The organism is Citrifermentans bemidjiense Bem, from assembly GCF_000020725.1.
GTDB lineage: Bacteria > Desulfobacterota > Desulfuromonadia > Geobacterales > Geobacteraceae > Geomonas > Geomonas bemidjiensis.
Genome location: NC_011146.1, coordinates 791674 through 811124, shown reverse-complemented (window position 1 = coordinate 811124; position 19451 = coordinate 791674). Strand labels below are relative to the sequence as shown.

Genomic DNA, 19451 nt, shown 5'->3' with positions numbered 1-19451 from the left:
GTTTCTCCCTCCACGTTACTACCGCCGATAGATAGGACGCCCCGCGATGGTCAAGCGCCAGCCTCTGATTTTATCAGGTTAAAACGAAAAATCAGGAAGGAGACCCCAAGATTTTAATTAGCTCATCGAGCCGGTAGCCGGCGGCCGCAGCACTCTCACTGAGCATCCCGTGCAGCGCACGGTCCTCGTCCAGTTTCAGGAACCAATCGAGCAGGAGCCCGAAGCGCTCCTTGTTGAACCACTGCACCCCGGCGCTTTCATGCAGGTAGACAAACCCGGCCGCCGGCGGGTCGGAGAAAAGCGCCGCACAGCTCTTCACCGCCCCAACCTCGTGGCAGCGCGAGAAGAAGGAGTCATGGCGCAAAAGCACCCGCAAAAGCTTCCCGTAAGCGTCCGGCGACAGGTCGGCCGTCTCCTCCGGCTCGGCTGGGGGAAGCGCGTGAAAGGCGTGCACCACCGGGCGCACCAGGCCCAGCGCATCAACCACCTCCGCCGATTCCTCGCCGGAGAGATCGCCGATCCGGTGCAGGGCCAGATAGGCGCAAAGAAGGAGCCAGTCCCCGGGGGCGCGTGCCGGATCGGCCGCGCCCCCCCGCAGCGCGTCGTTCGCTTCGGTTCCGAAGGCGCTCACCAAAAGGCGCTGCACTTTTTCGGGGGCCTGCGGCGCGACGGCCTTGAAGAAGGCTGCCAGAAGCGGCTCCAGCTGGGACAGGATGGTCTGCGCGGTGGCGCCCGGCTCCTGGGCTGCAGCGGCCGCCTTGGCGAGCAGCGATTGCAGGGCGCCGTGGGCCGAGGCGTAGCGAACCTGCTTCACCTCCTCCTCGATGCTCTCCACCCCCGCCCCGTTCATGCGGTAGCAGAGGGCGCCCCAGGTCCCGAAGTCGTCGTCGTAGATCTCCTCGAAGTCAAGGAAAGCGTGGTACTCGTACCCCCCCATCTCCACGTAAAGCCCCTGGTCGCACAGGTCCCGGCCGTTTCTCAAGTAGCTAAGCCCCGAGGCGTAATCCCGAAACGAGTAGTAATGACGGCCGTCCCCCTTGAAGCCCAGCGCTTCCCCCAGGTTGGTCTGGACCAGCGAGGTCCCCCCTGCAGCGTTCTTCCTGAGCACGGCGCAAGAGCTCCTGATCCACCCTGCGGTGGAGGCGTAGGCGTTGTGGAACAGGATCAGCCCGCGTTCGCCGTCGTTGCGGTTGGAGTAGGCAAAGACGTTCTCGTTCACGCTGTTGCCGCTGAAGAAGTCGTACAGGGTGAACTGCTCGCTTCCCGAGAAGATGTGGCGCCTGCGCATGAGCGGAAAGATGTCGCTCTCGTGCCTAGCCACAAGGTGCTCGTCCACCGGCTCGTCCCAATAGGCCCGCTTGTACTCCATGCCGTACTTCTCGTGGAACCCCTCGATCTGCCCGTGCCCGACCATGGGGAGCCCCGGCATGGTCACCAGGAGCACGGTCGCGCCGAAGTACTTCCCTTCCTTGCCGAACTGCTCGACGGCCGTGCGTTCGTCGGGGTTGTTCATGAAGTTGACGAAGCGCTTCAGGATCTCCGGCTCGAACTCCAGCACGTTCTTCACCGTCTGCCGGTACTTGGCGTTCTCCTCCATCTTCAGCATGTTCATGAAGGCGCTGTTGTAGACCCGGTGCATGCCGAGGGTGCGCACGAAGTACCCCTCCATGAGCCAGAACGCCTCCGCCAGAAGGAGCGTGTCGGGAGCCTCGACCGCGACCCGGTCCACCACGTCGCGCCAGAACTCGACCGGGAAGACCTCGTCGAAACTCGGGCGGTCCATGCCGTGCTCGGCCCTTGAGGGGACGCCGGAGCCGTGCCCGGGGAGCGGGAACCACAGGCGCTGGTAGTGCTTCTTGGCAAGGGTCATGGCGGCGTCGAAACGGATGATCGGGAACTGGCGCGCCACATGGAGGATGGTCCCTATCACCGCCTCGCGCACCTCGGGGATCAGGTAGTTCAGCTGCGCCGTGTCGTTCCAGGGGGTGCTGGTGCCGTCGTTGCCGTGATAGATGTAGCGCACCCTGCCGTTGCCGCGGTCCAGGTGCTTGAACACCACCGCCGCGTCGCGCTTGTCCCAGTATCCGTCCTCGATGAAAAGCCCCACCCGGCCGTCGGGGGAGAGGTCGGGCCCGTTGAACTGGTAGTCGGGATAGGGGGGGTAATCGAGCTGGATGAACCAGTCGGGGTGCTCCACGGTCCACTTGGAGTAGAGGCCGGTATGGTTGGGGACCATGTCGCTCGCAAGCCTGATGCCGCGCGCGGCGCAGCGCCTTCTCAGGTTCTCCAGGGCCCACTCACCACCCAGGTCGTGCGCGATTACATAGTCGTAGAGCGAATAGGCAGAGGAGATCGCCTCCTGGTTCCCGGAAATGCGCTTGATGGTCTGGGAGGCAGGGGAGCGCTCCCAGATGCCGATCAGCCACAGGGCCGAGAAACCGTAGCGCGACAGCCGGTCCAGCTCGGCATCCGGGATCTGGTCCAGCGTGTGCACCTCGGTCTGGTAGCTCTTCGCCAACTGCCCCAGCCAGACGTAGACCATCTTCGCGATCATCACCACGTTGGCCATCCAGTCGGCGTCCCGGGAGAAGCGCTCATACTCGGGATAGTCGTCACCGCCGCGCTGGGCGTTCCTGCCGAACTTAAGCACATTCGGCTCGCCCGGTCCGCCGAAGAAGGCGCGCCCTTCCTGGGAGACTATGTCGAGCGCGGTAGCGAGCTCGCCCAGAAGCTCCTGCGGGAGAAAAGAGGTCCAGTTGTCCCTGATGTAGGCGATCTGGCCGGAAAGGGAATCGGGGGAGGCTTTCAGCGGGGCGCGCAGAAGCTCAGTGAGCGCCACCCCCACCGGCTCGAAGGGGGGGGCCTTCGCCAGGCGGCGGTCGAGCTCCAGGGTCACGGCGAGGTAGGGGGAGGAGGAGGCCAGTTCCGAAGCGTCGAAGATGCGCCTAAACTGGTTCAGCGCACGGTTCTCCCCGTTTAAGAGCATGAGGAGCAGCTCCGCGGTCAAGGCCTGCCGGCGCGCCAGGTCGTTGCCATCCTGCGCCAATAGCCCTTCCGGGGTTTCGTTCCCCAGCACCATCTGCCGGGAAGGAAAAAGCTCCATGAAACGGTAAAGGGCGCGGCCGGCGTCGCCGGAGAACTCCGGGTAGCCCGCCTGAGCCAACAAGGCCGCCAGTATGCCCGGCTGCTGTTTGGAGCAGTACTGGCTGAGCACGTAGCGGTAAACCCGGCTCAGGATGGAATATAGGTGCAAAAGGCCGGGCTGGACCGGGGTTTCCTGCGGGGCCAACTGGCGGTTCAGCTTAGCCGCCACCCGCCTGGCGTATATGATGCCGGGCACCTCTCCCAGCTCCTCGAGCAGATCGCGCAGCTCAATCTTCGAGCCGCAATCCGCCGAGATCTGTATCTGGAAGGGGAAATAGTCGGAGTTAATCAATCTCTGCTTCATCGGACACCTCGTGGCCTCGGTATGGTTGTGGTCGGGTCCCGGCAGGGCGGGACGGTCAGATATGATACATTGGAATACTTGGACTGTCTTTAAAAAAATTATTATTAAGTTTGGGAAATATCCAGTAGTATCCCTTTCCGGTCAGGGATTTGCCCTTGACACAGTTTGAGATTTCCCCTACACCTAGTCACTGAATCAGCAATAGCCCGTTTTTACATAGGATAAGTGCCATCATACCTTCCAGCCTTATAAACGCCCTCAAAACGCGCCGCAAGTTGTTCATTGCGTTGCTTGTGATAGTCGTACTGCTGCCTGCTGCCCGTTTCGCCCTCTTCCTGTCATTGCCGGCAGGCGACGGCAGACTAACCGAAATGGTCGAACTGGGAAAAGGCCGCCCCCTGCGCGCCGTGGCACAGGAGTTGGAGAGCCGCGGCATCGTCTCCAGCGCGCGACTCTTCACGCTGTACGCCCGCCTCATGGGTGGGGACTCCAGGGTGAAGGCCGGCGTCTACCTTTTCGACAACGGGATGCGGCCGAGCCGGATCCTTTCCAAGATGCTGACCGGAGACGTGTACCAGCGGCTCTTCGCGCTCCCCGAAGGGTACTCGAGCTTTCAGGTGGCCGAAATGCTGGACAAGCGCGGCATCTTCACCAAGGAAAAGTTCCTCATGGCCTGCCGCGACGAGGTGATGCTGTCCCAGCTGGGGATTCAGGCGCCCAGCGCGGAGGGATACCTCTTTCCCGGCAGCTACAACATCCTTCCCGGAAGAACGGAGCAGGAGGTGGTGCGCGAGATGATAGAGCGGCAGCAGGAATTCCTGAAAAACGGGGTAAGGAACCGTTTGAAGGCCCGCGGGCTTTCCGAGGTCCAACTGTTGACCCTCGCCTCGATGGTGGAAAAGGAAGCGGTGCAGCCGGCGGAGAAGCCGCTCATCGCCGCGGTGTTCCAGAACCGGCTCAAGATCGGGATGCGGCTGCAAAGCGATCCCACTGCGCTTTACGGCGTGCGCGCCTTCGCCGGCAAGGTCTCCCGTGACGACATCATGAAAGAGACCCCCTACAACACCTACCGGATACCGGCACTCCCTCCGGGCCCCATCGGCAACCCCGGCAGGGACGCCATCGAGGCGGTGCTGAGCCCGCCCAGCGTCCCCTACCTCTACTTCGTGGGACGCGGCGACGGGAGCCACCAGTTCTCGCGGGACCTGGCTTCCCACAACAACGCCGTGAACAAGTACCTGAAGGCACCGCCAGCGCCCCCGAGAGGGACCAAGTGAAACACCGCATCCTTCTGGTCGAGGACAACGACCGCCTGGCGGGGATGCTGACCAGCTTCCTCGCGTCGCTCGGGCACGAGGTGCTAGCTTTGGCCGACGCCGAGACGGCGCTAGCCCTCCTCGGGAAGGAAAAAATCGACCTGCTGGTCCTGGACCTGAAACTCGCCGGGATGAACGGGGTGGAACTGCTGCAGCGGGTGCGCAGGAACCCGGAGCTGAAAGAGCTCCCGGCAATCATCATGACCGGCGTTTTCCGCGGCGAGGGATACGCGCGGGCAGCCGCGAAGCTTGGGGTAAAGGCGTATCTGGAGAAGCCGTTTGGCAAGGACGCCTTTCTTGAGGCAGTCGGCGCCGCCCTCGCCCCGCCGCCGGGACCAAGGGAGTTATCAGCCATGCTGCTCGACCTCTACCATAACGGCAAAAGCGGCGTACTTCAGTTGGGAGGCGGGACGCGCGTCGTTTTTCTCGCCGGGGAACCCGCCTCTTTCTCCTCGCCCGGGTTCGTCCCGTTCCTGTTGGCGGAGGGGCGCCTGTTGCGCGGCGACCTGGAGAAGTACCCGCTCAGCCGGCCAGGCAAGATGCCGCTTTGCGAGGCGGGGCTTTTGAACTACGACGAACTACAGGAGCAGTCGCGCCTGTTCCTCTCCAAGGTCCTGGTCGAGGCGGTGCTGCAGAATCAGCCCCCGCAGTTTCTGCCGGACGTAGGCGCCATCGAGCCCCCGCTCACGCCCCTTTCGTTGCCGCGCCTGCTGTACCAGGCGGCGAAACAGGGGGCCGACCGTTTCGGGGCCGACAGCTTCCTGAACCGTACCGGAGCGCTCTTCCCCTTGAGAACGGAGAGGTACTTCCGCCTAGCCAACCTGCTGGGGCTGGGCCCCGAGGAGATAGGAGTACTGGAGCAGTTGGGGCAGGGTAAAAGCGTCCGGGAGATCTTCGCCTCAGCCCCCCCCGCGCGGCAGGCGTGGTTCCTCGATTTCCTGGTGCGGATGGGCATGGTGAACCTCGCCCTGGAACCGGCCGAGGACCGGGATGCGGGTTTCCCCCAGAAGATGCTCTTCAACCGCCCGATCGAAGAGGTGGTCGAGGTGGAGGTCCAGGGGATGAGCTTCGAAGACCTGGTGGACGAGGTCTCGGACTCCATCGACCTGGCGGTGGGCGAGACCGGCATGGCCGCGCCGCTTTCGGCAAGCGAGATCGACTTCGAGCAGGAGGTCCAGCGCGACTACGCCGCCATCCAGAACAAGAACTACTACGAGATCTTCGGGCTCTCCCAGGCTAATTTCAGCTTCGCGAGCCTCAAGGAATCCTATTTCTCCAAGACGCGCCAGTACTCCCCGGAAAAGTTCATGCAGCTTTCCGGCGACACCCTCTCCCGCGCGCAGGACGTCCTATCCCACTACGCCAACGCCTACAACACCCTCTCCAGCGTCATCGCCAAGGAGCGCTACGACGAGATGCTGAACGCCAACGTGATCGGCCTCGGAGGGCGCCAGGAAGACGCACTCCAGGCGCGCATACAGTTCCAGTCCGGCAAGGTCTTCCTGGAGATGGAGGACTACAAAAACGCCGAGCGCGCCCTGCAGGATGCCTACACCCTCGACGCGGAGGACTCGCAGACCAGCGCCTATCTGGCCTGGTCCATCTACAAGAACCCCGCCAACCACGGGTCTCAGGTCGCGCTGGAAAAGTGCCGCATGCTCCTCTCCAAGAGCCTGCAGATGGGGCGCAGCGCCGAGGCTTTCGCCTTCCGGGGGTGCATGCTGCTGGACGAGGGAAGAGACGGGCTCGCCGAGGGTGAATTCCAGAAGGCGCTCAGGCTGAACCCGCAAGAGCGGCATGCCCTGGGGGGGATGCGGCTGATCCGGGAAAGGCACGAAGCCGAGAAGAAGGGACTCTTCAAGAGGATCTTCGGTTAGCCGCGCCGCGCCCCGCCACGAACAAATTCCCTCTCATTGGAAAGCCTGCCCTGCGCAGGCTTTTTTAGTTCATTAGAAATCGCGGCCTCTCCGCACCTCCCCGGCCATCACGCTCCTTCGCGACATCCCCTCCCACAGCGGCTCTGCAGCCCGGGATCAAGACCCGCCCCGCCACCTCCGCTTAGCGTAGAGCACGGCTTGCCAAGCAATCATTAGCACACCTCGACGCCGGGGCTTGGCTACATCAAGGAGCAGACCGGCAACGACCTGGCCGACCAGGGGTACGCCTGCGTCTTTCCCTTCGCCACCATAGGAAAGATCATCCTGGTGCACATAGTGCTGGTGGTGACCGGCCAGGGGTGACCCGGAAATAAATGGCCCGCCGCAACTGCGAACGGGCCTCTTTACCTGCCCGATTTTCTGCTTTTGGCACACGTATATCTTTTCTATACATCTCGCGGCGAACCCCTAAGCGCCTACCAATAGAGAACTTATGCGTTTTCCCAACCGACTGCAGCTGGGCCAAAAGCCCCGCTGTATAGCGGCGCTATACATTTTTGCCTCCAGCCGCAAGACCCTTCTTAGGCGCCGGAAAGGGAATGCCTGCGAAAACGGGCAGTTGCACATAAAGGGGGTGCTTGAATCAGATTAGGCACGACTGATGCTAAAGAGATCGACGTGAAAATGTTTTTCGGCTACCAGAGCAGAGGGACGCGTGGCTCATAAAAGCATACAAGGAGGATAACCATGGGATTCAGATCGGCATTCATCGTCATGGTCGCGCTCGCAGTCGGGTCATCCGGAGCGTACGCCCTTGATATCAAGGACGTCACCTACAACACCGATGGCGGGGGGAAGGTGGTCTTCAGCCATCAACAGCACCTGAAAAAGAAAACCGCCAAGAGTCCTAACGTAAGCTGCAAGAGCTGCCATGAAAATCCGCGCACGGCCAAGACCAAGTACACCATGGCGGATATGGAGAAGGGGAAATCGTGCGGCAAGTGCCATAACGGCCGGCGGGCCTTCAGCGTAGCCAAGTGCACCGGCTGCCACAAGGTGAAGAACGTCACCTTCCAGGTCAAGGAGACAGGGCCTGTGCTCTTCAGCCACGTCAAGCACCTGAAGAGCATGCAGTGCAGCGCCTGCCACAACGCCCTGTACAAGACGGGTCCCAACAAGACGGTCTCGATGGCCGAGATGGAGAAAGGGAAATCGTGCGGCGCCTGCCATAACGGCGGCAAGGCCTTCGCCCTCGCCAAGTGCGACGGGTGCCACCCCACTCCCAAGCAGGTGGTGTTCAAGGTGAAGGAAACCGGACCGACCGTCTTCAGCCACTCAAAGCACGTCGAGATGTACAGCTGCAGCGCCTGCCACACCAAACTCTACCCTATCGGATCGAGCAAGTCGGTCACCATGGCGGCCATGGAAAAGGGGAAATCATGCGGTGCGTGCCACAATGCCAAGGAAGCGTTCGCTGTTGCTCAGTGCGAGAAGTGCCACCCGGTGCAGGAGGTGAAATTCCGGGTCTCCCGGGTTGGGGACGTCAAGTTCAGCCATGCCACGCACCTGGGGATGTACAAGTGCGGCGAGTGCCATACCAGGACCTTCCCCACCAAAAGGGGAGGGAAGCCGGTATCGATGGCGGAGATGAATAAGGCCAAGTCATGCGGTGCCTGCCATGACGGCAAGAGCGCCTTCTCGGTCACCGGCAACTGCGACTCCTGTCACCAGCGCGGCTAGCGGTAAAAACGAGACCGGCCGCTCGATGACGAGTGGCCGGTTTCGTATCGGTCGCTGCGGTTGTGGCTTTTGTCATAGGGGAAGCCGGCTGAGTCTATCGTTGGCCTCGCGGATCACCTTGCGGGCATAGCACACGGCAAAGCCGTGTTCCAAAAGCAAGAGGACGAGCCCGGCGCAAAAGACCGCGGGAAAGTAGCCGCCGGCTGCATCGGAGAAGACGTAGAGCGGGTAGAAGGCGGTGGGAAGCGCAATGTTGCACCAGTTGTAGCCAGGTTTGCCGTCCGCCCCCCGGCGCCCCAGGATCAGCACGAAACCCGAGAGCCAGGAAACGGCCAGCACCACATGCAACAGATCGCTAGGGGGGGGAGGTCCGAAGATCTCCTTCAACTGGAGCTGGATCAGGCTGCACGCTTCCATCTGGCTCAGGTAAAGGGCGGCAGCGCTCACGCCAAGGAACAGTAGCAGTCCCCAGAGTCCCCTGCGGGAAAGCGCGTGCAGTTCGTCGATGTTTCTGGCCAGCTCTTCGCGGCAGCGGTTGGCAGCAATCGAACTCTCTACGCTCCGGTCCAAAGCGGCAGCCGGCTTGGTCTTTATCTGTTCTATGACATGGCCTGACATGGCGTTTCTCCTTTCCCTAAGGGAGCAGCCCGTAGGAACAACTATCCTTGTCGCTGCTCATGCTGCATCTCGGCGTACTCGGGGTAGTGGCGCACCGGGCGGTATCCCGGTATGGCGGCCGGCGCTTCGACATGCTTCTCCTCGTGCTCTTCCACGTCTTCCCACCCGATCAGCATCGGCTTTATGTAGTTGCCCAGTGTGGCGAGATAGACGTGGGTGCAGAGAAAGGCGAGAAGCGAGCAGGCTAACAGGAAATGCAGCGCAACGATGAACTTGATGCCGCCCCACATGAGGACGAGGATGCGCAGCGGGGTGACGTTCAAAAGCAGTATCCCGGTAAGTCCCACCAGCGGCATCAGGACGAACATGACGGCTAGGTAGGCGTACTTCTGCATCGGGTTGAACTTGTGGTCGGGCGAGGCATGGTACGGGCTTGGCCTGCCCAGGAAGTACCAGAAGCAGTAGTAAAGCAGTTGGCGCACCAGGCCGTGCTTCAGGTCCTCCTCGTCCGGGATGTACAGCTTGTCCAGGGTGTTCTTCACCATCTTGTAGTAGAAGAACCAGAAGGAGAACGAGATGGAGACGATGAGCCCGGTTACGTTGTGGACGTCGATGGCGCTCTTGTAGCTCGACAGGACGGCGACGCTTTCCGGGAAACGGATCTGCGCGCCGGTTACGATCAGGACGATGATGCCGGTGGCGTTGATCCAGTGCCAGATGCGGACCGGCCAGGGCTGGAGGTAGATCCTCTTTTTCTCGCTCGAATTTTCGCTCATGACTTATGCTCCTTTGTGTTCCTGTTTTTACGGGTCAAGAAGCGCACAAAGCCGTGGCCTACCGGCATGATCAGTCCGCCGCAGATGATGGCGAGGCCGATCTTGTTCAAGGCGCCGTTCTTGGTCGACCCCATCATGTAGAAGTCGGGCGTGCCGTAAAGTGCGTCCAGGACCGCTCCCTTTTCCACCGGCACGCGGCTGTAGCTGCCGTCGGCTTCCGGCACCGCGATGAAGCTTGTCTGCATCAGGGCCGGGCCTGAGGTGTGGCAGAAGGTGCAGTTGCGGCGGTCGTCGAGGATCTCGAACTTGTGCGAGACGGAGACCGGCGTCATCATGCCGTGCAGGCGCAGCGAATTCTGGCTGCGGTTGAAGACGCGCAGCTCCTCAAGCGAGACGTAGTTGTCGCGGTTTTTGTCGATCAGCGAGACGATCTCCTTCCCCCCGGACATCTGCTTCAACTCGTCGTACCCCGCCACCTCCTGCTTGCCGAACATCGAACCGTTCTTGCTCTTCACTATGTACATGCTGATGAAATACTCCTTCGATCCGGTATGGCAGGTTATGCACGGCAGCATCCGCAGGTGCAGTTCCGACTGGGGGAGCCACTCGCCGTGCCTGGCCGTCATTTCCAGCGTGTTGTGGCAGTTGGAGCACATGGCGTTGATCTCCTGCCCGGAGATCTCCTTGGGGCTGTGCACCATGTGCGGGTTGTGGCAACCGTTGCAGGTGGTCTTTTTGACGTGCAGCCCAGTGGCGTATTCCCGGTCCACGTCGGCATGGCACTCGCCGCACCCAGCCCTTGCCACCTTCGCGCCGTCCGGATGGGTGGCCGGGACCGCCGCGTGACAGGCCTCGCACCCGATCCTGGCGTGGGTGGTCTGGTTGAAGTGCTTGGTGTCGATGAAGAAGCCTTTGGGCACCTGCGCCGAATCGCCGTGGCAGGCTAGGCAACTCTCGTTCTTGCCGGCCTCCTCACCGTAGGAAAAAGCCGATGCGCCGGGTTGCGCCAACACGCTCAGGCAGACCCAGGCGGCAATCGACAGCGTAAGAAAAAATGCGGTTTCCCTGTATCTCACGTACCCCTCCTTTTGCCGGGGATCGCTTCCCCCAGCGGCTTTGGGTTATTTCTTTTCGCCCTTCGCTTCCTGTTTTCGCACCGCCCCCAGCTTGCGCATCGGCGCCGGCAGGGTGATCCGGAAAACCGGCAGCAACTGCGTCACGAGAAGCAGCGCACAGAAAGCAAGGAACAACCAGATCGCCATGCTGCTTCCCTGCTCCATGCTGGCTGCCGTGGCCAGTGCTACCAGGCTCGTACCGCAAACAAGAACCGCCAGGGGGGCCAGCCAGGAAAGCAATCCCCCTTCCTGTACGGCCGGCTCCGGCGTTGCTGCTGATCTGACGCGCTCCTTGTTGAAGGCGCATTCCACGGCAAGTCCCAGTTCCTCGTTGTCCGTAGCATCGGCCGGTTTCAAGGCGTGATAGAAAATCCCTTCCTGGCGCACCTGCCGGGCCTGTGCCAGCGGCATCTCGTCGGAGACGAGGATGACGTGCAGGTGGCGGTTGCATTTCTTCAAAAGGTGGATCAGGTCTGCCGATGAGATCTTCTGATCGAAATCGTTTCCCAAAAGCAGGACCGGCGTTTGTTTCTCCAGAATGTTGCAAAGTACATGGACTGCCGAATCGGTCGTTTCCACCCGGTACCCCGCCTTCCTGAAGTGCTCAGCCACTTGGCTGCGGAAGTCGGCGTCCCGGTCCGCTATCATGATTCCCCGCTCGTCCATAACTCACCTCGCGCCCTAGCGCCGCTTCGCTACTTCTTCTCTTCCACCGTCGCTTTCGCCTTCTTGCCGACCAGGCCGTAGATCCCCTTGATCATGGCGCTGAAGAGCATGACGCCCGGTATCACCTGGACCACGATGATGGCGCCGATGAAGAACAGGAACAGCTTCGCCATGACCCCGCTCCCCTCGGATACATCTGCTATGCCGGAGATGAGAAGGGTACCGGCCAGCACGACGCCTATGATCGACCAACTCGTCACTTTCCCTGCCAGTGAATTTTCGGTTTCCTTTTTCATGGCTATCTCCTTTTTTCATTTGATTCCCCGTGGGGTTACCCAGGTATTAGCATAGAGGGTGCCGAAACCGTATTTTCTTGATTTAACGCGTGATAACAGCAAGTTAGCGACAGAGAACCGACAAAATGGCGATATCGGGCTGAAGCCACTGAGGCGGGAAGGAGCGGCAGAAAAATAATTGTAATTCCGGCAAGTTAGATTTAAAGGGAGGCGGGTTCAGCAGTTGGGGCAGGTTTCCTGCCGCACAGGAATTTCCTGCGCCGCAAGAATGAAGTGATGGCATTTCCCTCACCCGGCCTTCGGCCACCCTCTCCCAGAGGGAGAGGGGATGGACAAGCGATCTGTTTGCCGTTTTTTCTGGTTCCCAAGCTCCAGCTTGGCACCAGGGTGAAGCTGAAGCTTCGTACTGGCATTGCGTTCCCAAGGTGGACCTTGGGAACGAGAACAAAGAGGCGGGTGGCTGGTCTCCCCTCGCCCTCTGGGAGAGCGGGGGTGAGGGAAAGAGCAGAGAGGTGAGAATATGGCGGGAGTGAGGGGACGGCGGGAACGACCGGGGAGACCGGCGAAAAGCTACGGAGAGCGGTGCAACTCGTGGGTTTTCAAAAGCGCGTACAGCCGCGACTGCGACAGCCCCGAAAGCCTGCAAGCGGCGGGGATGTCGTTGTGGGCAACCGACATAAGGTCGGCAAGATATTGCTTCTCGGCCTTGGCATAGATGGTCTCGCGGAAGTCGTTGAGCCTCGGGAGCTCGCCCTCGACCGCCGGCGGCGCGCTCTGCTCCTCGGCTGCAGGCGGCGCCCCCCGGTGCCCGACGCCGCTCTGGGCGACCTGGGCGCGGATGGCGGTGGGGAGATGCTGCGCGAAGAGCACCGGCTCCTCGCGCGCGGAGATGACGGTGCGCTCGATGGTGTTGATGAACTCCCGGATGTTGCCGGGCCAGCCGTAGGCCATCAGCGTGGCCATGAACTCGGGGCAGCTCCCTTTGGGGGAGAGTCCGTTGCGCTCGCAGAACTTGTCCATGTAGTAGCGGGCCAGCTCCTTGATGTCGTCGCGGCGCTCCCTTAAAGGGGGGAGGTTGATGACCACGGAGCTGAGCCGGAAGAGGAGGTCGCTTCTGAATTCGCCTGTCTGCGCCATGGCGTTCAAGTCCCTGTTGGTCGCCGCGACGAGCCTGAAGTCGCTCTCGATCTCCCGCGGGCTTCCCACCGGCCGGAAGCGCCTTTCCTGGAGCACCCTCAGGAAAGCCTTCTGCGTGGCAAGCGGCAGCTCCCCTACCTCGTCGAGGAAAAGAGTTCCGCCGTTGGCCTCGGCGACGAGTCCCTCGCGCGCGCGTTCCGCGCCGGTAAAGGCCCCCTTGTCGTGCCCGAAAAGGATGCTCTCCACGAGCGTTTCCGGCAGGCTCGCGCAATCGACCACCACGAACTGTTTGTCCGCCCGCTTGCTGTTTTGGTGCACGGCCCGGGCGAAGAGCTCCTTGCCGGTCCCGGTCTCGCCCATGATGAGGACCCCCGCCTCGCTCCCGGCGGCGCAGGCCACCTGGTCCAGGCAGGCGTTCAGGCTCGCGCTGTTCCCGACGATGTTCTCCCGCTTCAGGGCCACCACCCCCTTGGCCCCGGCGAGGGTCAGCTTCTGTTTGCGGTACTCCAGGGCGCGGGCCAGGGTCAGGGTGATGTCCTTGGCGGAGCACCCCTTCTCGATGTAGTCCCAGGCGCCGCTGTTGATGGCGAGTTCCGCCCCCTGGGGATCGCCGTACCCGGTCATGATGATGATGTCCGGCCTGGAAGGGGCCTGCGTCAGTCGGGGAAGGAATTCAAGACCGTTGCCGTCCGGCAGCTTCACGTCCAAGAACACCAAGTCAAAGGCCCCGGTATTGGCAAGCTCCAGCCCAGCCGCGAGGGTGCGGGCGCAGCTCGTTTCATGGCCGCTGCGCCTTCCTATCAGCGCCATCGACTCGCAAACGGTCTCTTCATCGTCGACAATCAGAATCTTCGCCATGGCCTCTTCACTCCTGCTCCCTTCCCGCCAGCACCCGCCGTATCGTCGACGCGAACTCCTCACGGTCCAAGGGCTTCAGCGCCAGCTCGCGTATCCCAACCTGTTCGGCCTCCTCTTTCAACTGCGCTTTCTCCGCCGCGGCACCAAGCCCGGTGCAGAGGATGACCGGGATGTCGGGGCGTATCTGCAAGAGTTCCCGCGAGAGCTCGGTCCCGGTCATGCGCGGCATGGTCTGGTCGGTGACCACCAGGTCGAACCCCTCCGGGTTCCCCCGGAACAGTTCCAGTGCCTGCAAGCCGTCGGCTCCGGTAGTCACCTGGTACCCCAGCCGCTCCAGCATTTTTTTGCAGCCAAAGACCACGTCCTCCTCGTCGTCCACGAAGAGGATGCTTCCGCTCCCGGACAGATCGGCCCGCTCCCCCACCACCCCCGGTGCCGTCCCGGACTGGTCGATGCGGGGGAGGTAGACCTCGAAGGTGGCGCCGCCGCCGGGCTTGCTGCTCACCGAGATGGCACCGCCGTGGTTTCTCACGATGCCGTGCACCACGGAAAGGCCGAGCCCCGTCCCCTCCGAATGGCTCTTGGTGGTGAAGAAGGGATCGAAGATGCGCTCCATGGTCTTTTGGTCCATGCCGTGCCCGGTATCCTTCACGGTCAGCTTCAGGTAGCGCCCCGAGGGGAGGTCGGGGAACCCGGCGACCGCAGCGGTGTCGAGCCCCACGTTCTCGACGGCGACGTCCAGCATCCCACCCTTGTGCCGCATGGCATGGGAGGCGTTGGCGATCAGGTTCATGATGATCTGGTGGATCTGGGTCGGGTCCGCCATGATCAGGCCGAGGTTCTCCCCCATCTCGGTCCTGATGCTGATGGAGGAGGAGAGCGAGGCGCGCATCAGGTTCAGGCACTCGGTGACGATCGGCTCGATCTGCACCGGCTGCCTCTCCTGCTCCCCCTGACAGCAGAAGGTGAGGATCTGCTTCACCAGTTTCCTGCCGCGGTAGCTCGATTTCAGCACCACGTCCAGCAACTCGCGCAGCGGGCTCTCCGGAGGGACGTCGTCCCGCGCCATCTCGGTGCAGGTGATGATCGAGGCCAGGTTGTTGTTGAAGTCGTGGGCGATCCCCCCGGCGAGCGTGGCGATGGCCTCCATCCGCTGGGCCTGGCGCAGTTGCCGCTCCAGCTTCACCTCGTGGGTCACGTCCTTTATCAGCACCGCGTAATTGCTGACCGCGCCCATGTTGTCCGCGATGGACCAAAGGGTCGCGTCTATCTCGTAGAAGTCGCCGTCGTCGTCGGTATGGATGAAGTGCCCGGTCCGGCATTCCCCTTTTTCCAGCGCGTCCAAGAGGTAACGGTAAAACCCGCCGTTCTCCTCGTCGGCGCCGAGCGTGGCGAGGTCGTGCCCGACGATGTCCGCCGCATCGAGGCCGGTGATGATCTCGATGGCGGGGTTCACGTACTTCACGGTGCCGTCGCTGTCCAAAAGGAGCAACCCCTCCATCGACTGCTCTAGCACCGAGGCGAGGAGGAGGATCTCCTTCTCCGCCTTTTTGCGCTCGGCGTCCATCCGGAGCGCTTCTATGCCGTAAGAAAGGTCTGCCGACAGTTCTTCGAGAAGCTTCACCTCCTCCTTGCCGAAGGCCCTTTTTTCCGCGGCGAAGATCACCAGCGCCCCCATGGCGCGGTCCCTCCCGACGAGCGGCAGCGAGATGGAGGAGGCGAAGCCGTGCTGCACCCCGGCCTCCCGCCAGAGCGCCCAAGAGGGGTCGTATTTGATGTTCTGCACGATCTGGGTGGTACAGGTCCTGATCGCCGTCCCGGTCGGCCCACGGCCGTGGTCTATGTCCCCCCAACTGAGATCCAGGTCGGTGAGGTAACCGTCGCGGTCTCCCCACTGGGCCACCGGGCGGACCGTCTTCCAGGCGTCGTGCTCGGCTACCCCTACCCAGGCGAGCCGGTACCCCCCCACCTCGACGATGGTGCGGCAGATCTCCTGCATCAGCTGGAGCTCGCCGCTGGCGCGCACCAGCGCCTGGTTGCAGCCGCTGAAGGTCTTGAGCGCCCGGTTCACCCTGGAGAGGGACTCGCGGCCGCGGGACGCCTCGCCGTCGCTGCGCTTGATCAGCAGGTACAAAAGGCAGGCCGTGCCGAATACGAATAAGGCATGGTTCACTGTTTCGACTGCGTCGTACATGAAGGATTGATGTGCTAGGACCGCGGGGAACAGACAGGACGCAGCGCCCCATGCGACACCGAAGGTGGCATAGGCCATGGTGATGTTGAATGGGGTCAATCTTCTCCTGCTCTCTGCATGGCTCATAGGTTGACCTCTGTCTGGGCAACAACCGTTAGAGAAGAACAATGGAACCCAGTGTAACACAGAGATCGAATCTTGCTATTGAAGGGGAGTTTTTCTGTCAGGGCGCAGGAACGCGGCGCAGTAGCAGGGAGGTTTAGACATTTTACTGTTCCTGCAAAGGCGGCGGCAGGTCCAGTGAGAACTGGGGAGATGTTGCGGGAAAGGAACAGATGAGTGCGCCAGGGATCGACTTGCCAGTTTCAAACCAGTTGCTCTGCAGTGATTACTTGCCGAAGTAGTCCTTCACCGAGATCCCCAGCCGCTTCAGCATGGTCTGGAAGTTGGGGCGCAGCATCCCGGTATCCTCGGCGGCGCGGGAGATGTTCCAGTTGCTCCGCTTGAGCGCGTTGATGACGAAGGCTTTCTCGACGTTTTCCACCGAGCGGTCGCGGATGTGGCGCTTCATCTCCTTCAAGGCCTCGGCGCTGGTCGGCACGAAGCCGTCGAACCCGGTGCAAAGCTCGGTCTCGGCGGAATCCCCCAGCTCCAGGTTCTCCTTCTGGATCACGTCCCCCTCGGCCAGCACCACGGCGCGCTCCAGGGTGTTCACCAGTTCCCTGACGTTGCCGGGGTAGGAGTAGTTTTCCAAAAACTGCATCGCCTCGGGCGAGATGCCGCGCAGGTCCTTCCCTACCTCCTCCATGAACTTGTTCATGAAGTGGCGGACCAAAAGCGGGATGTCCCCCTTGCGCTCCCTCAGGGGGGGGAGGTCCAGGGGGATGATGTTGAGCCGAAAATAAAGGTCTTCGCGGAAGATCCCCTCCGACACCATGGTCTTCAGGTTGCGGTTGGTCGCGGCTACGAGGTGTATGTTGAAGGAGACCGGCTGCGTCCCGCCGATGGGAGTCACCTGCCTCTCCTGCAGGGCCCGCAAGAGCTTCGCCTGTGTGGCGAGGCTTATGTTGGAGACCTCGTCCAGGAACAGCGTGCCGCCGTCGGCGACCATGAAGAGCCCCATCTTGGTCTGCATCGCGCCGGTGAAGGAACCCTTCACGTGCCCGAACAGCTCGCTCTCCAGGAGGTTTTCGGCAAGTGCCGTGCAATCGACGGCGACGAAGGGAAGGTCCCTTCTCGGGCTGTTCTTGTGGATCGCCCGCGCCGCCAGTTCCTTTCCGGTGCCGCTCTCCCCGGTGATGAGGACGGTTGAGTCGGTGGCGGCAACCTGCATGATGCGGCGGTAGACCTTCTGCATCTCCCGGCTGTCGCCGATGAACTGGTCGAAGCCGTGATGGCAGTCGATCTCCTTCTTCACATAGAGATCTTCCACCGTGTTCTTTTTCTGCTCCAGCGCCAGGTGCACCTTTTCCAGTATCTGTTCCGGGGTGAAGGGCTTCACGATGTAGTCGACCGTGCCGTTTTTCATCGCATCGACCGCAGTCTCCACAGTGGCGAAGCCGGTGATCATGATGACCGGGGTATCCGGCTGCAGCGTCTTCACCGCGGCAAGGACCTCGAATCCGCTCACCCCCGGCATCTTCAGGTCGGTTATTATCAGGTCGAATTCTTTTTGCTGGAGATGCTCAATGGCGACATGACCACTCTTTGCCGTATCCACCGTGAAAGAATCTCCCTCCAGTATTCTGGCAAGGCCATCTCTGATCACAGACTCATCATCAACCACGAGAATATTCATGCAAGCCACCATTTCATACTTCAGTTATAGATGCGCCACGTTGTCATGAGGTTAGACGAGGTTGTTGAGCCTGGTGCAGCCACTTTGTCCTGAAAGTTGCCGCTGTGAGGAGGCTACTGGCATAGTAGCAGTCCATCAATAGCCCACAATAAAGCTGGTGTCAACAAAAAGACATGAAAAGACATTCACCCCGCTTCCCCTCTTCAGTTCGGTGCGCCGCTTCACCCTATACACCGGGGGAGGCGGCGGAGCGAAAAACGGGTGTATTGCATAGCCATACACCACCCTACCTAAGCTTAGTACCTGAAATCATTCCCTTTTAGCTGAAAAGCCCTCTTTTTGGCTCTGAAGGGGGCAAATCGCGTGTATACCCCGCCTATACATTTCCCCCCTGAAAGCGCCTCTCCCGTGCGCTCTCCTCACGCTAACTCACCGAAATTAAACGAAGTATAAAATTAAAATTCATATGGCACGGTCGATGCTATTCAGGTAGCCAAGCCGGTAAAAGCTGTCATCCGCTGTCTGGAAACCTGAAAAAAGGAAAGGAGATTATCATGAAACTTCTATCCGCAGCTACAGCGTCACTATTGGTTACCGGAACCCAGGCCCTGGCCGCCTCCGGAGCAAAAGAATCGACGGGGCTCGGCCTTGCCGGCATCGTTTTCATAGCCTTCATCGCCGTGGTGATCCTGTTCCAGCTGCGCCCCGGCCTGAACATGTTCGTTGACATCGTGAAAGGTATTTTTTCCTCGGAGGCCGAAAGCCGCGCTCAAGACGCGGTCAAGGAGAACAAGACCGGGGTGTGACTCCTGAAACCGCCGGGCCGAGCGTCCTTTGGTCCGGTGCCCGCTTGCAACGTTCCAAGCCATGTGAGGGTAAAGCCATGCAAGGACTTCTCATAGTGGATGAAGATATGGATTGCAGAAAGCAGATGGCAGAGATGTTCATCGAGTCCGGCTACAACGTGATCGTTACCAATTCCGTGGAGAGCGCGCTCTCCGGGATACTGAAGAAGACGGCCCAGGTAGTGCTTTTGGGAACCAAGTTCGACGAGTTCACCGCTGCCGAATTGATACCGCTCTTAAAGCAGTGCAACCGCAGGCTGACCATCATACTGATCGCCGCCGGCGCGTCGCTGCCGCTCTCCAGAAAGCTCAGAAGCGAAGGGATTTTCTACCACGCGCTGAAACCGGTGAACGCCGAGGACAGGGAGGAGATCAGGCAGGCGGTGCGCTGCGCCTTCGACAGCCTGAGACCGCAGCTCGCATGACAATAGCCCAGGAACAAACCGGGTATCGCGCCCGGCACGTCCTTTTCAACATCAACTAAAAAGGAGGAACACCATGAAAACGAGAATGCGTATGTCGGCGGCAGTCAACACTGCCATAGTCTTCTTCATGACGACAGCTAACGCTTTCGCCGCCTCTACCAGCAAGGTCTTCGTCAGCAAGCTGGGGATCTTCATTTTCCTGGGCTTTTGCGCACTGGTGCTCGTGGTGCAGTTGATCCCGGCCATGATGACCCTTTACGGCATGCTGAAGGGGCTTGGCAAGGAGCAGGAGAAATCGCCGTCGCGCGTGAAGTCGCACTAGCCGCCAGGCTTTCATTACCG

15 protein-coding genes and 1 pseudogene are annotated in these 19451 nt (G+C 61.1%); 7 read left to right on the top strand and 9 right to left on the bottom strand.

Features of this window, described 5'->3' with window-relative positions; genetic code table 11:
- Positions 1 to 91 precede the first annotated feature (91 nt).
- Positions 92 to 3448 carry an alpha-amylase family glycosyl hydrolase gene (locus tag GBEM_RS03380; protein WP_012529118.1) on the bottom strand — a complete coding sequence of 1119 codons (3357 nt, stop codon included), beginning with the start codon at positions 3446 to 3448 and terminating at the stop codon, positions 92 to 94.
- A 275-nt stretch (positions 3449 to 3723) separates the two neighbouring features.
- Between GBEM_RS03380 and mltG the strand changes: the two genes are divergently transcribed.
- From mltG to GBEM_RS03365, 4 genes and pseudogenes are all read left to right on the top strand, one after another.
- Complete coding sequence (gene mltG, locus GBEM_RS03375) at positions 3724 to 4725, top strand: endolytic transglycosylase MltG (protein WP_012529117.1); 1002 nt, start codon at positions 3724 to 3726, stop codon at positions 4723 to 4725.
- Complete coding sequence (locus GBEM_RS03370; protein WP_012529116.1) at positions 4722 to 6641, top strand: response regulator; 1920 nt, start codon at positions 4722 to 4724, stop codon at positions 6639 to 6641. The genes mltG and GBEM_RS03370 overlap by 4 nt, the downstream gene beginning before the upstream one ends.
- 228 nt (positions 6642 to 6869) lie before the next feature.
- Positions 6870 to 7004, top strand: a pseudogene (locus tag GBEM_RS21180) (hypothetical protein); the annotation flags it as partial.
- 384 nt (positions 7005 to 7388) lie between these two features.
- Positions 7389 to 8381, top strand: a complete 993-nt coding sequence (locus GBEM_RS03365) for a cytochrome c3 family protein (protein WP_012529115.1) — start codon at positions 7389 to 7391, stop codon at positions 8379 to 8381.
- 72 nt (positions 8382 to 8453) lie between these two features.
- Here GBEM_RS03365 and GBEM_RS03360 read toward each other — a convergent pair whose 3' ends face one another.
- The 8 genes from GBEM_RS03360 to GBEM_RS03325 all read right to left on the bottom strand — a co-directional run bounded on the left by GBEM_RS03360 (position 8454) and on the right by GBEM_RS03325 (position 17839).
- Positions 8454 to 8999, bottom strand: a complete 546-nt coding sequence (locus GBEM_RS03360; protein ID WP_012529114.1) for a hypothetical protein — start codon at positions 8997 to 8999, stop codon at positions 8454 to 8456.
- A gap of 41 nt (positions 9000 to 9040) precedes the next feature.
- Complete coding sequence (locus GBEM_RS03355; RefSeq protein ID WP_012529113.1) at positions 9041 to 9775, bottom strand: cytochrome b/b6 domain-containing protein; 735 nt, start codon at positions 9773 to 9775, stop codon at positions 9041 to 9043.
- Positions 9772 to 10851 (bottom strand): multiheme c-type cytochrome, encoded by a 1080-nt coding sequence (locus GBEM_RS03350; protein WP_012529112.1) that lies wholly within the window; start codon positions 10849 to 10851, stop codon positions 9772 to 9774. Before GBEM_RS03350 ends, GBEM_RS03355 begins: the two co-directional genes overlap by 4 nt.
- 45 nt (positions 10852 to 10896) lie before the next feature.
- Positions 10897 to 11556, bottom strand: a complete 660-nt coding sequence (locus tag GBEM_RS03345; protein WP_012529111.1) for a DNA-binding transcriptional response regulator — start codon at positions 11554 to 11556, stop codon at positions 10897 to 10899.
- 29 nt (positions 11557 to 11585) lie between these two features.
- Positions 11586 to 11852, bottom strand: coding sequence for a hypothetical protein (locus GBEM_RS03340; RefSeq protein WP_012529110.1), 267 nt, complete (start codon positions 11850 to 11852; stop codon positions 11586 to 11588).
- 570 nt (positions 11853 to 12422) lie between these two features.
- Positions 12423 to 13847 carry a sigma-54-dependent transcriptional regulator gene (locus GBEM_RS03335; protein WP_012529109.1) on the bottom strand — a complete coding sequence of 475 codons (1425 nt, stop codon included), beginning with the start codon at positions 13845 to 13847 and terminating at the stop codon, positions 12423 to 12425.
- Positions 13848 to 13854: 7 nt separating this feature from the next.
- Positions 13855 to 16167 (bottom strand): hybrid sensor histidine kinase/response regulator, encoded by a 2313-nt coding sequence (locus GBEM_RS03330; RefSeq protein ID WP_012529108.1) that lies wholly within the window; start codon positions 16165 to 16167, stop codon positions 13855 to 13857.
- A gap of 262 nt (positions 16168 to 16429) precedes the next feature.
- Positions 16430 to 17839, bottom strand: a complete 1410-nt coding sequence (locus tag GBEM_RS03325) for a sigma-54-dependent transcriptional regulator (RefSeq protein ID WP_012529107.1) — start codon at positions 17837 to 17839, stop codon at positions 16430 to 16432.
- 554 nt (positions 17840 to 18393) lie between these two features.
- Here GBEM_RS03325 and GBEM_RS03320 point away from each other — a divergent pair.
- From GBEM_RS03320 to GBEM_RS03310, 3 genes are all read left to right on the top strand, one after another.
- A complete protein-coding gene (locus GBEM_RS03320; protein ID WP_012529106.1) occupies positions 18394 to 18645 on the top strand; it encodes a hypothetical protein in 252 nt (83 codons plus the stop codon).
- 77 nt (positions 18646 to 18722) lie between these two features.
- A complete protein-coding gene (locus tag GBEM_RS03315; RefSeq protein ID WP_012529105.1) occupies positions 18723 to 19109 on the top strand; it encodes a response regulator in 387 nt (128 codons plus the stop codon).
- A gap of 73 nt (positions 19110 to 19182) precedes the next feature.
- The gene (locus tag GBEM_RS03310) at positions 19183 to 19431 is read left to right on the top strand and encodes a hypothetical protein (RefSeq protein ID WP_012529104.1); all 249 of its coding nucleotides are present in this window, start codon (positions 19183 to 19185) and stop codon (positions 19429 to 19431) included.
- The last annotated feature ends 20 nt before the right edge of the window (positions 19432 to 19451 follow it).